Origin of the sequence: Amycolatopsis sp. WAC 04197 (assembly GCF_003947475.1) — a bacterium.
Classification (GTDB): Bacteria; Actinomycetota; Actinomycetes; order Mycobacteriales; family Pseudonocardiaceae; genus Amycolatopsis; species Amycolatopsis japonica.
The window spans coordinates 352,595-364,336 of sequence record NZ_QHJK01000002.1 but is presented as its reverse complement, the minus strand read 5'-3'; the positions used below and the strand labels follow the sequence as shown (position 1 = coordinate 364,336).

Sequence of the window (11,742 nt, the reverse complement as noted above, 5' to 3'; positions counted from 1 at the left end):
GGCTTCAATCCCTCAGTTCTTCGCTCGTTTGAGGTAGGCGACGTGCTGCTCGCCGGTCGGGTTCGGGAGCACGGTGACGAGCTCCCAGCCGTCCTCGCCCCACTGGTCGAGGATCTGCTTGGTGGCGTGGATCAACAGGGGGACGGTCGCGTACTCCCACTTGGTGGCGCTCATGCCCGGGAGCGTAGCCAAACCGGCAAGGGCGCCCGACACACATGCGGAAAACCCTCTCGCGGACGGTTCGCCGAATTCCCGTCGATGTGGTTCACTTCACACCTACTCGGGAGTAGATAGGACGCCGACATGCGGACGACGAAGTCCCTCGCCGCCACCTTCCTGGCCGCGGCCCTTGCCCTGATCTGCGCTTCCCCCGCGACCGCCGACGAGGAACTCCCCGTCCCGTGGACGCTGGCCGCGGCACTGCCCGCGCAAGCGGCGAACCCCGGCGGCCCGCCACCCGGCGCGAACGACTTCGACTGCCGCCCGAGCGCGGCCCATCCGAACCCGGTGGTGCTCACCCACGGGCTCGGCGCCAACCAGACGGTGAACTGGCAGACGTTCGGCCCGCTTCTCAAGAACCAGGGGTACTGCGTCTTCTCCCTCACCTACGGCGTCCCCGGTGAGCCACTGCCGATCTACCAGCCCGGCGGGCTGCTGCCGATGGAGCAGAGCGCGAAGGAGCTTTCCGCGTTCATCGACAAGGTGCGCGGCGCGACCGGCGCGTCCAAGGTGGACATCCTCGGGCATTCCGAGGGCACGCTGATGCCTTCTTACTATGTGAAGTTCCTCGGCGGAGCGTCCAAAGTGGACAAGTACGTCAGCCTGACCCCGCTCTGGAACGGCACGACGTTGTTCGGCGCCTCGCATCTGTACGCGCTCGCGGGCGCACTGGGGCTCGCGCCCGGCTTCAACGGCATCCTCGACCCGCTCTGCGGTTCGTGCCGCCAGTTCCTGCGCGGCTCGGAGTTCCTGACGAACCTGCGGTCGGGCAACGGCGTCTTCCAGCCGGGCGTGACCTACACGAACATCATGACCCGGTACGACGAGGCCGTCGTCCCGTACACGAGCGGGATGGGCACCGGCCCGAACGTGAAGAACATCGTGCTGCAGGACAGCTGTCTGCTGGACCTGGCCGAGCACGCCGGGGTCGCCGCCGACCGCAACGCCGCCGGGCACGTCCTCAACGCGCTGGACCCGGCGCACGCGAAGCCGGTCCCCTGCGTGCCCGCGACCCCCGTCGGGAGCTGACGGAAGCGCGTTCGGCACCGCTACGGTGGGCCCGTGGAGACCTGGCGTGTGGTCGCGACCGTCCTGCTCGCCGCGGCCGGGCTGCCGCTGGTGCTGGTCCTGATGGCCAAGGCGCGGGACCGCACGGGCCGTTCGGCGACGGTCGCGAGCACCGGCGCGGTGGCCCTAGTGGCGCTCCTGCTGCTCGGTGTGGTGATGCTCACGGTGCTGCCCGGCGTCCTGACCTGGTGCGTCGTGGGATTGGTCGTGGCCGCGCTCGGCGTCATGATGCTGGCGAGCTGATCGCTCAATTAGGGTGGGACCGGTGAGCACACCCCTTGCCGGCTGGACCGACGAACTCGCGAGAGCCAGGCTGCATTTCGTCACCGGTAAGGGCGGGACGGGCAAGACCACGCTCGCCGCCTCGCTGGGCCTCGCCCTCGCCAAGGGCGGGCGCCGAGTGCTGCTGATCGAGGTCGAAGGCCGCCAGGGCATCGCCCAGCTCTTCGACACCGAGCCGCTCCCGTACGCCGAGCAGCGCATCGCGGCCGTCCCCGGCGGCGGCGAACTGCGCGCCCTGCACATCGACGTCGAGGCCGCGCTGCTCGAATACTTCGAGATGTTCTACAACCTCGGCTTCGCGGGGCGGACGCTGCGGCGGATGGGCGCGATCGAGTTCGCGACCACGCTGGCGCCCGGACTTCGCGACGTCCTGCTCACCGGGAAGATCAAGGAATGCGTCGGCCGCACCGAATCGGACGGCCGCCACACCTACGACGCCGTCGTCGTCGACTCGCCGCCCACCGGCCGGGTCGTGAAGTTCCTCGACGTCACCAAGGCCCTGACCGACCTCGCCAAAACCGGCCCGATCCGCGGCCAGGCCGACGGCGTCGTGCGGCTGCTGCACTCCGGTGAGACCGCGGTCCACCTGGTCACGCTGCTGGAAGAGATGCCGGTGCGGGAGACCGTCGAAGCGGTCGCCGAACTCGACGGCGCCGACCTGCGTCCCGGCGCCGTGCTGGTGAACCGGGTGCGCCCGCCGCGGCTGCCCGCCCGCTCGGTGACCGCCGCGGCCGACGGCCGTGTCGACGCCTCGCGCGTCCGCGCCGGGCTCGCGTCGGCCGGTCTCGACCTGCCCGAAAGCACCCTCGACGCGCTCGTCGAGGAGACCGTCGAGCACGCCGTGCGGGTCGCGGCCGAGCAGCGCGCCCGCGAACAGCTGTCCGAGGCGGACTTGCCGGGCCTCGAACTGCCGGATCTGACCGACGGCGTCGACGTCGCGGCGCTCTACGACCTCGCCGAAGCGCTGACCGAGCAGGGGGTGCGCTGATGTCGGACATCCTGGAGGTCGACAAGCTGATCGACGATCCGGAGAGCCGGGTCATCGTGTGCTGCGGCTCCGGCGGGGTCGGCAAGACGACCACCGCGGCGGCGCTCGCGTTGCGCGCGGCCGAACGCGGGCGGCAGACGGTGGTGCTCACCATCGACCCGGCCCGGCGGCTGGCGCAGGCGCTCGGCCTGCGCGAACTGGGCAATCACCCGAAGCAGGTGCAGGTCGAAGGTTTCGAGCCCAAGGGCGAGCTGTGGGCGATGATGCTCGACATGCGCCGCACCTTCGACGACATGGTGCGCGTCCACGCCGGCCCCGAACGGGCCGAGCAGCTGCTGCAGAACCCCTTCTACCAGACCATTTCCACGTCGTTCTCCGGCACGCAGGAGTACATGGCGATGGAGAAGCTGGGGCAGCTCGCGGCCACCGACGAGTGGGATCTGATCATCGTCGACACGCCGCCGAGCCGGTCCGCGCTGGACTTCCTCGACGCGCCGACACGGCTTTCGAGCGCGCTCGACGGCCGCATGATCCGGCTGCTCACCGGTCCGGCCAAGGCGGGCGGCTGGGGCCTGCGCAAGGTCGTCAACGCCGGATTCTCGATGTTCGCGAAGGCCGTCTCGACGATCATCGGCGGCCAGCTGCTGACGGACGCTTCGGCGTTCATGCAGGCCTTCGACAGCATGTTCGGCGGCTTCCGCGAACGCGCGCGCAAAACCTCCGAGCTGCTGCGGTCCGGCGGCACTTCGTTCCTGGTGGTGGCCGCGCCGGAGCCGGACGCGCTGCGCGAGGCGTCCTATTTCGTGGAGCGGCTCTCGGAGGAGAGCATGCCGCTCGCGGGGCTGGTCGCGAACCGGACGCATCCGGTGCTCGCCCCGCTCTCCAGTGCCGAAGCCGTCGCGGCCGCCGAGCAGCTCGCGAAGGGCGAGACCAGCGCTCCGCTGGCCGAAGCCGTCCTTCGCCTGCACGCGGACCGGGTCGCGCTGGCCGATCGGGAGACGCGGCTGCTCGCCAGGTTCACGCGGGCGCATCCCGAGGTCCCGCTGGTGCGGGTGCCAGCGCTCCCCAGTGACGTGCACGATCTCGAAGGCCTGCGCGACATCGGCACCAGGCTCGCCACCCAGTCCTGAGTCTTTCGTGAAGGGCCCCTTCCCTACCTTGGACTCAGGGAAGGGGCCTTTTCACGGAACCACGATCACGAGACTCGGACGCGCACGTCTTCCTCTTCGTCGATCCCGGTGAAACTGCGCTTCGCCGCTTCAAGCAGGTCCGCCCAGCTGGAAACGTCCGGCCGCCGCCGCAGCAGCGCCCGCCGTTCCCGTTCGGTCATACCTCCCCAGATACCGAAGTTGATCCGGCCATCGAGCGCTTCGGCGAGGCATTCCGTCCTGACCGGGCAACCGAGGCAGACCGCCTTGGCCCGGTTCTGTTCCGCCCCCCGGACGAACAACCCGTCCGGATCGGTGTCGCGGCACGACGCATTGACTCGCCAGCTCGACTGGTTGGTTTCCATACCCCCAGCTCCCTACCCTGGTGTTCGACACACCACGGGGGGACGAAAAGCCTGCGCTCCTGCCCCCATGAGCGTGTCTCCCTGTGTGCTCACGTCGGTTGAGCCGACACCTCCCCGGTGCCGGTGCCTCCGTTCGGCCGAATGCGACTGCCGCTCGCACTCACCCGTCTGTCGGCTTTTTCATACGTGAGACGTTGACGGACTGTAAGGGCCCTCGGTTCCCTCCGCCAAGCCCTAGAATGCCTCCGACTACCGGCCGTCACCTCATGGGGTCGATTTCGTAACCGAATCCACACTTTCAGCTAGGTGACGTCACGGTGGGCTAACGGCATCCGCGTACCCTGGTCCGCGTGCGCAAAACGGACGGTCTGCTGAAGCTCATTGGCCTTTGTGTGCTCGCGGGGGTGCTGGTCGCGGGGATGTTGTTCCCGGTGGCGGGTGCCGCGGGGGTGCTGTCGAATCAGGCGAGCGAGACCGTCGACAAGACATCTTCGGACCTAGCGGACATCCCGCCGCCGTTGGTGACGACGATCACGGACAACACCGGCAAGCAGATCGCGACGCTGTACAAGCAGTACCGCATCCCGACCACCGAGACGCAGATCAACGACGCCATGAAGTGGGCGCTGATCTCCGTCGAGGACAAGCGCTTCTACGAGCACAACGGGGTGGACTGGAAGGGCACGCTGCGCGCGGCGGTCAGCAACAGCACCGGCGGGGACACGCAGGGCGCGTCGACGCTGACCCAGCAGTACGTCAAGAACTACTTGATCAACGTCGTCTACCGGGACGACAAGCCGGGCCAGAAGCGCGCACAGGAGCAGTCGGTCGCCCGGAAGCTGAAGGAAGCCCGCATCGCGATCCAGCTGGAAACCAAGCTGAACAAGATGCAGATCCTGACCGGCTACCTGAACGTCGTCGAGTTCTCGCGTGAGATCTACGGCGTCGGCGCGGCTGCGAACGCGTACTTCAACACGCCCGTCGAGAAGCTCACGGTGCCGCAGGCGGCCTTGCTGGCCGGTCTGGTGAACAACCCGGCCGTCAACGACCCGTGGAAGAGCCCGGCGAAGGCGACCGAACGGCGAAACCTGGTGCTGGACCGCATGGTCGACAACCAGAAGCTCGCGAAGGCGGACGCGGAACGGTTCAAGGCCGAGCCGCTCGGCGTGGTCGAAGGCGGCCCGCAGAAGCCCGCGTCGAACTGCGTCGGCGCCGGCACGGAGAACGGTTTCTTCTGCCAGTACGTCGAGGACTATCTCCTCAAATCCGGGATGACGAAGGACGATCTCTACACCGGCGGCTACCGGATCCAGACCACTTTGGACGAACGGGCGAACCACGAGGCCAAGATGTCGGCCGAGGCCCAGGTCAAGAAGACGCAGGACAACGTCGCGAACACGCTTTCCTTGGTGAAGCCGGGCAAACAGCGGCACGAGGTCGTCGCGCTGGCGGCGAACCGCGACTACGGATTGCACGAAGACCAGGGACAGACGACATTCGCGTTGCCCTCCGGCGTCTACAACACCGGTGGTGCGGGATCGGCGTACAAGGTCTTCACCGCCGCTGCGGCATTGGAAGCCGGTGTGGCCGGGATCAACAGTCCCCTTCCAGTGCCCGACTTCTACACCTCCCGCGTGTTCGCCGGTGGTGGACCCAAGTGCGCTCCGACCGGGCCTCCGTTGCGCTCCCGCTGGTACTGCCTCGGCAACGCGGGCGACTACAACCCGGCGGGCGGACAGATGTCGTTGCAGCAGGCGCTGGCGACTTCGCCGAACACCGCGTTCGTGGCCCTCGAGGAGAAGGTCGGGAGTACGGGGCCGATCGTGGAGATGGCGCGCAAACTCGGGATGCGCGACACCATGGCGAGCAACCTCGGCGGTGGCGCCGTGGATCCGAAGTCCGACAACCCCGGTGCCAACACCAGTCAGCTGCAGGCGTTCGGTCCGCGGCCCGGCTGGGCCGGAAACGCCTCGTTCACCCTCGGCCCGGCTCCGCTGAGCGGACTGGAGCTGGCGAACGTCGGCGCCACGATCATGAGCGGTGGCGTCTGGTGCCCGCCGACCCCGCTGTCCGGCGTCAGCGACCGGGACGGAAAGCCGGTGCCCGTCAAGGAAGCCGCCTGCGAGCAGGTGGTGCCCGAAGGACTCGCGAACACCCTCGCGGTCGGCATGAGCAGGGACAGCCAGCCCGGTGGGACGTCGTTCGTCGCCGCGAACGGTGTCGGCTGGAACCGGCCGGTGATGGGCAAGACCGGGACCACGCAGAGCAACGGCTCGGGAACCTACCTCGGGGCCACCCCGCAGCTCGCGGGCGCGGCGATGGTGTTCCGTCCGAAGGGTGGAAACGGCGGCCTCTGCTACCTCGGCCCGGGTAACGTCAACACCCGCTGCGAAAACATGTTCGGTGGCAAGACGCCGGCGCAGACGTGGTTCGGGGCGATGTCGAAGATCCTCGCCGGTCAGGAACCGCTGCCGTTGCCGGCTCCGGACCCCAAGTACATGGGCGGCGGACGCTGACCGGCAAGGGCGGCATTCACCAGCGCAAATCACGATGTGTCACGTCACTCTAACTTTGAGTGACCGCCTGGCGGCCTAACGGGGAACAGCGGTCGACGAGACCATGTCGGTTGATCGCGACACTCCGCGCCGACCACGGAAGGTGAAGAAAAGAGGCCATTCCAGCGATTTACCGAGATCGCCGGAATGGGGGCGGACGATCACCACCGGAGAGCACGTAAACTGGACATTGTGAGCACGCTCAGTAACAAAAGCACTTCGGGGGCGACGGTACGGCGCTTGGCCGTGGGAACCGTCGCCCTGGGAGCCGCGACCCTCGGTTACGCGGTCGGTATCGAAAGGCGCCGGTGGACGCTTCGCACCGCGGAGCTCCCGGTCCTCGCGGCAGGGGCGAAGCCCTTCACGATCCTCCACATCTCTGATCTGCACATGCTGCCCGGCCACGTGAGCAAACAACGCTGGGTAGCGGCGCTCGACGAACTCGAACCGGACCTCGTCGTCAACACCGGTGACAACCTGTCACATCACCAGGCCGTCCCGTCCGTGCTGCGCGCACTCGGCCCCTTGCTGGACCGGCCCGGGGTTTTCATCTTCGGCAGCAACGACTACTACGCGCCGAAACCGAAGAACCCCGCCCGCTACCTCATGCCGAAGGGCAAGAAGAAGCGGATCCACGGCGAGCACCTGCCGTGGCGCGACCTCCGCGCGGCGTTCGTCGAGCACGGGTGGAACGACCTCACCCACGTCCGGCGCACCATCGAGGTGGCCGACCAGTACGTGTTCACCGCGGGCGTCGACGACGCGCACCTTCACCGCGACCGCTACGCCGACATCGCGGGCCCCGTGGACACCGCGGCGGCCGTCCGCATCGGCGTCACGCACTCGCCGGAGCCCCGCGTGCTCGACGAGTTCGCCGGCGACGGTTACGACCTCGTCCTCGCGGGCCACACGCACGGCGGGCAGCTCCGCGTCCCCGGCTACGGCGCGCTCGTCACCAACTGCGAACTGGACCGCACCCGCGCCCGCGGCGCGTCCCGCTGGGGCGCCCAGATGTGGCTGCACGTCTCCGCCGGACTGGGCACCTCTCCGTACGCCCCGGCCCGCTTCGCGTGCCCGCCCGAGGCGAGCCTGCTGACCCTCGTCCCACGCGGCACGACCAGCGAGAACCACCGGAAAGCAGCCCCCCGCAAAGCCCGAAACACGGTCCGCTAAACTTCTCCTCGACCCGCTAAGAAGTATCCGGGGTGTGGCGCAGCTTGGTAGCGTGCCTCGTTCGGGTCGAGGAGGTCGTGGGTTCGAATCCCGCCACCCCGACGCAAGATCGAAAGAGCCTTGCTCGCTTCGGCGAGCAAGGCTCTTTCGCGTTGCGGGCTTCCGCAGGGCTGACGCCGGATGTCCCCGTGTGACATGGGAAACGTGTCCTGAAGGCCACCTTCAGGACACTCAACGTCCCAAAGGCCCCCTTCAGGACAGGCCCCCGCCCACGCGCTCCCCAACACAGGACCCCCGCGCAGCCCCCGCCACTCCCAGGGGGGCGACCCCGGCTCCAGCGTATCGCCGAGGGGCGTCGGGACTGGGCGAAAGGGCCGCCGGCGGCCTTGGTTGTCCACAACTATGAACGCCTGTGGACAACGAGCGTTGAGGCGCGCCCAATGTGGCATTGGGGACACTCAACGTCCCCAATGCCACATTGGGGACGCCGCAAGAGCGCTCAGCGGGTGGCGAGCAACTCGGTCCAGCACTGCGCGAAATCCCCGTCCCCCGAGCGCGCCCACGACCAGGCCGAGCGGGCGGCCGACGCGAGCTGGTCGCGGTCCGGGGTCGTCGCGGTTTCCAGCGCCGTCACCAGCCGCGCCTCCACGGACGTCGCGAGCGCGCGGTAAGTCGTGTCCGTGCGGTAGCGGGTTTTCGTTCGTACATCGGTGAAACCGGCGGCCGTGACCGCCGCGGGCAGCGAACGCCCGGCGAACGGGTCGCCGCCCGCGCGGCGCCACAGCAGATAGTGGCCACGAAGGGCGGCGTCGACATTCGCCGTCTTCGGCCGCAGACGCGCCCGGCTCCAGTCCGATGTGGACAGTGCGAGGGTGCCGCCCGGTTTGAGGACGCGACGGAACTCCGCGAGCGCGGCGCCCGGTTCCCTCAGGTATTCGAAGACGGCGTGCGCGAAGAGCACGTCCACCGAATCCTCGGCGAACGGCAACGCGCACGCCTCCGCCACCAAGAAGTCCACTGTGGACTTTCTGTGCCCGTTGCCGATACCGAGGGTGATCGAACCCGGCCCGCAGCCGACGTCGACGCACCCCATCCCCGGCCCGAACAGCGGTTGCGCGAACACGGCCCGTTCGACCGCCTGACGCGCGGACCGCGCGCGTGGCGCGTTTCCCTCCAGCACCCCGCACACAGTACGGCTCCCGAGTGGCAGGATCGAGGGGTGAGCACGCAGTCAGGCACTGAATATCCGTCCGCGGCGGTCCCGGACCGCCTGTTCGACGACGCCGAAGCCGAGACGAGGTGGCGGGCCCGCTTCCACGCGCCGCGCATCTCGGTCCCCGAGTGGGCCATCGACGCGCCGGACGCGAACGTCTACGTCTCCAACGCCAGCGGCGTCTGGGAGGTCTATTCCTGGGACCGGTCGACCGGCGAACACCGCCGCGTCACCGACCGGCCGAACGGCACCATGCACGCCACCCCGTCCCCCGACGGCCGCTGGATCTGGTGGTTCAACGACACCGACGGCGACGAATTCGGTTCCTGGGTCCGCGAACCGTTCGCACCGGGCGCCGCCGCCGAGCGCGCGGTGCCGGGCGTCCACGACGGCTACCCCGCCGGGCTCGAGATCGGCACGCGGGTGATCGCCGTCGGCGTCTCGACCGACGACGGCAGCGAACTCTTCGCCCATATCGACGGCGAGACCACCAGCTTCTACAAGCACGAAGACGACGCCGGGATCGCCTCCCTGTCCCGCGACGAGTCGCTGCTCGCGATCTCCCACTCCGAACACGGTGATTCACGCCACCCCGCGCTGCGGGTCCTGTCCACCGACGGCTTCACGACGATCGCCGACAAATGGGACGGCGAGGGCAAAGGCCTCGGCGCGCTCGAGTACTCGCCGGTCGCCGGCGATCAGCGGTTGCTGGTGCTGCACGAGCGGCGCGGCCGCGAAGAGCTCCTGATCTGGGACACCGCCGCGGACACCGAGCAGGAGATCGAGCTGGATCTGCCCGGCGAGGTGGTCGCGGGCTGGTACCCCGACGCACGGGCGCTGCTCGTCGTCCACTTCCACCAAGGCCGCAGTTCCCTGCACCGGTACGACCTCGCGAGCGGCGAACTGTCCTCTTTGGACACGCCGCCCGGCCGCATCGGCGGCGCGGGCGTGCGGCCCGACGGCACGGTCGAGTACTCGTGGTCCAGTGCCGCGCAGCCGACGGCGGTGCGCGCGCGGACGGCGGACGGCGAAGACTCCGTGCTCCTCGAGCCGCCGGGTGAGCGCGCCCCGGAGTCTTCCCCGGTCACCGACGCGTTCGTCGACGGGATCGGCGGGCAGATCCACGCGCTGGTTTCGCGTCCGGCCGACGCGCCCGAAGGTCCGCTGCCGACGGTCTTCTCCCTGCACGGCGGGCCGCATTCGGCCGACGAGGACCGCTTCTCCGCGTACCGCGCCGTCTGGCTCGACGCCGGATTCGCTGTCGTCGAGGTCAACTACCGCGGTTCGACCGGGTACGGCTCGGCCTGGCGCGACGCCATCGAAGGCCGTCCCGGCCTGACCGAACTCGAAGACGTCGCGGCCGTGCACGACTGGGCGGTCCAAAGTGGACTCTCAGATCCGGAGAAGTGCGTGGTGAACGGTGCTTCGTGGGGTGGCTATCTGAGCCTGCTGGCGCTGGGCACCCAGCCCGCGCGCTGGGCGGCGGGGATCGCCGGGGTGCCGGTGGCCGACTACGTCGCCGCGTACGAGGACGAGATGGAGCAGCTCCGGTCGTTCGACCGGGCGCTGTTCGGCGGTTCGCCGGAGACGGTGCCTGCGGTGTATCGGGAATGCTCGCCGATCACCTACGTCGAGGCCGTGACGGCGCCGGTGCTGGTGCTCGCCGGGGACAACGACCCGCGCTGCCCGATCCGGCAGGTCGAGAACTACCTCGACCGGCTCGCGAAACGGGAGATCCCGTTCGAGTTCTACCGGTTCGACGCGGGCCACGGTTCGCTGGTGATCGCCGAGACGATCAAGCAGACCGCGATCGAGGTGTTCTTCGCGCAGCGGGCGGTCGGGCTTCGCTGACCCCGGCCAACGGGTCAGCGCTCGGAGAAGAGAGTCCCGCCGGACGCCCAGTGTTCGGCGGGAATCTCGTTGATGGTCACCCAGACGCCTTCGGGGTTTCCGCCGCAGGTGCGGACGAAGGCGTCGGTCACCTCGCGCACGAGGGCCTGCTTCTGCTCGGCCGTGCGGCCGGGGAACATCGAAACATTGATCATCGGCATGGCCGGAACTCTAAAGCCCGCGGTCGTGCTTCCGCAGACGGTCGACGGCGTAGGCGTCGCCTTCGAAGGTGATCCGGGCCGCGTCACGGCCGAAGACGAACAGCAGTAGCTCGATCGGCGCACCGATCACGGTCACCGTGTCCGGGCCCTCCTTCACCCGCGCTTCGCGGCCTTCGGGGGTCTTCAGGATCACGCCGACCGGTGATTTCCGCAGGTTCAGCTTCGAGGCCTGTTTCGCCGACTTCCACGCCGCCGCGTCCCGTGCGGAGTCCGCCGGGCGCGGCTCCCAGCCGGGCTGCCCCCGGCGGACGTCCTCGTGGTGGATCAGGAACTCCGCGCTGTTCGCCAGCTCGTCGACCGCGCCGATCGACGTCGGCCAGTACCAGGCGGGGCCGGACCGGACCTTGCCGACGACCTCGGACCACGGCCGCGCGGCGTAGGAGTCCTGCACCCGCTGCGTGTACGAAGCGAGCGCGGGCACCAGGATGCCGGGCGCCGCGTCGGGCCGCCGCTCGCGGACCAGCAGATGGGCCGCGAGATCCCGCGTCTTCCAGCCCGTGCACAGGGTCGGCGCGTCCGGGCCGACCTCTTCGAAAAGCTCGCTCAACGCACGACGTTCGTCTCCGGCGACTCCCATACCCCCCGACGTTACGCGCCGGTAGGGCCGGGGGAAATCCGGC

12 protein-coding genes and 1 tRNA gene are annotated in these 11,742 nt (G+C 69.1%); 8 read left to right on the top strand and 5 right to left on the bottom strand.

Features of this window, described 5'->3' with window-relative positions:
- Positions 1-12 precede the first annotated feature (12 nt).
- On the bottom strand, positions 13-174 hold the full coding sequence (locus DMC64_RS08880) for a DUF4177 domain-containing protein (protein WP_005166970.1): 162 nt from the start codon (positions 172-174) through the stop codon (positions 13-15).
- 129 nt (positions 175-303) lie between these two features.
- Here DMC64_RS08880 and DMC64_RS08875 point away from each other — a divergent pair, with 129 nt between their 5' ends.
- The 4 genes from DMC64_RS08875 to DMC64_RS08860 are packed head-to-tail and all read left to right on the top strand — an operon-like array spanning position 304 to position 3,687.
- The gene (locus DMC64_RS08875) at positions 304-1,248 is read left to right on the top strand and encodes a triacylglycerol lipase (RefSeq protein WP_125733155.1); all 945 of its coding nucleotides are present in this window, start codon (positions 304-306) and stop codon (positions 1,246-1,248) included.
- A 33-nt stretch (positions 1,249-1,281) separates the two neighbouring features.
- A complete protein-coding gene (locus DMC64_RS08870) occupies positions 1,282-1,530 on the top strand; it encodes a hypothetical protein (RefSeq protein ID WP_037335026.1) in 249 nt (82 codons plus the stop codon).
- Between the two features lie 22 nt (positions 1,531-1,552).
- On the top strand, positions 1,553-2,557 hold the full coding sequence (locus tag DMC64_RS08865; RefSeq protein ID WP_016337892.1) for an ArsA-related P-loop ATPase: 1,005 nt from the start codon (positions 1,553-1,555) through the stop codon (positions 2,555-2,557).
- The gene (locus DMC64_RS08860; RefSeq protein ID WP_125733154.1) at positions 2,557-3,687 is read left to right on the top strand and encodes an ArsA family ATPase; all 1,131 of its coding nucleotides are present in this window, start codon (positions 2,557-2,559) and stop codon (positions 3,685-3,687) included. The genes DMC64_RS08865 and DMC64_RS08860 overlap by 1 nt, the downstream gene beginning before the upstream one ends.
- 65 nt (positions 3,688-3,752) lie before the next feature.
- On the opposite strand, the gene DMC64_RS08855 is transcribed toward DMC64_RS08860, so the two are convergent.
- A complete protein-coding gene (locus DMC64_RS08855; protein ID WP_005166974.1) occupies positions 3,753-4,070 on the bottom strand; it encodes a WhiB family transcriptional regulator in 318 nt (105 codons plus the stop codon).
- Positions 4,071-4,420: 350 nt separating this feature from the next.
- Here DMC64_RS08855 and DMC64_RS08850 point away from each other — a divergent pair, with 350 nt between their 5' ends.
- The 3 genes from DMC64_RS08850 (at position 4,421) to DMC64_RS08840 (ending at position 7,900) form a co-directional block, all read left to right on the top strand.
- Positions 4,421-6,586: a transglycosylase domain-containing protein gene (locus DMC64_RS08850; RefSeq protein ID WP_125733153.1), complete on the top strand. Its 2,166-nt coding sequence runs from the start codon at positions 4,421-4,423 to the stop codon at positions 6,584-6,586.
- Positions 6,587-6,871: 285 nt separating this feature from the next.
- Positions 6,872-7,798 (top strand): metallophosphoesterase, encoded by a 927-nt coding sequence (locus tag DMC64_RS08845; RefSeq protein ID WP_198941694.1) that lies wholly within the window; start codon positions 6,872-6,874, stop codon positions 7,796-7,798.
- A gap of 28 nt (positions 7,799-7,826) precedes the next feature.
- Positions 7,827-7,900: transfer RNA gene (locus tag DMC64_RS08840), tRNA-Pro, on the top strand.
- Between the two features lie 397 nt (positions 7,901-8,297).
- Here the strand turns inward: DMC64_RS08840 and DMC64_RS08835 are convergent.
- The gene (locus DMC64_RS08835; RefSeq protein WP_125733152.1) at positions 8,298-8,978 is read right to left on the bottom strand and encodes a methyltransferase domain-containing protein; all 681 of its coding nucleotides are present in this window, start codon (positions 8,976-8,978) and stop codon (positions 8,298-8,300) included.
- A 39-nt stretch (positions 8,979-9,017) separates the two neighbouring features.
- Between DMC64_RS08835 and DMC64_RS08830 the strand changes: the two genes are divergently transcribed.
- Positions 9,018-10,862, top strand: coding sequence for a prolyl oligopeptidase family serine peptidase (locus tag DMC64_RS08830; RefSeq protein WP_125733151.1), 1,845 nt, complete (start codon positions 9,018-9,020; stop codon positions 10,860-10,862).
- A gap of 14 nt (positions 10,863-10,876) precedes the next feature.
- On the opposite strand, the gene DMC64_RS08825 is transcribed toward DMC64_RS08830, so the two are convergent.
- Entirely contained in the window at positions 10,877-11,062 is a 186-nt protein-coding gene (locus DMC64_RS08825; RefSeq protein WP_125733150.1) for a 2-hydroxymuconate tautomerase, read from the bottom strand.
- Between the two features lie 10 nt (positions 11,063-11,072).
- Entirely contained in the window at positions 11,073-11,699 is a 627-nt protein-coding gene (locus DMC64_RS08820) for a TIGR03085 family metal-binding protein (RefSeq protein ID WP_037335009.1), read from the bottom strand.
- Positions 11,700-11,742: the final 43 nt, after the last annotated feature.

Coding starts and splice junctions, on each gene's coding strand:
- DMC64_RS08880 (WP_005166970.1), bottom strand. CDS start 174: ATGAGCGCCACCAAGTGGGAGTACGCGACCGTCCCCCTGTTGATCCAC.
- DMC64_RS08875 (WP_125733155.1), top strand. CDS start 304: ATGCGGACGACGAAGTCCCTCGCCGCCACCTTCCTGGCCGCGGCCCTT.
- DMC64_RS08860 (WP_125733154.1), top strand. CDS start 2,557: ATGTCGGACATCCTGGAGGTCGACAAGCTGATCGACGATCCGGAGAGC.
- DMC64_RS08855 (WP_005166974.1), bottom strand. CDS start 4,070: ATGGAAACCAACCAGTCGAGCTGGCGAGTCAATGCGTCGTGCCGCGAC.
- DMC64_RS08825 (WP_125733150.1), bottom strand. CDS start 11,062: ATGCCGATGATCAATGTTTCGATGTTCCCCGGCCGCACGGCCGAGCAG.
- DMC64_RS08820 (WP_037335009.1), bottom strand. CDS start 11,699: ATGGGAGTCGCCGGAGACGAACGTCGTGCGTTGAGCGAGCTTTTCGAA.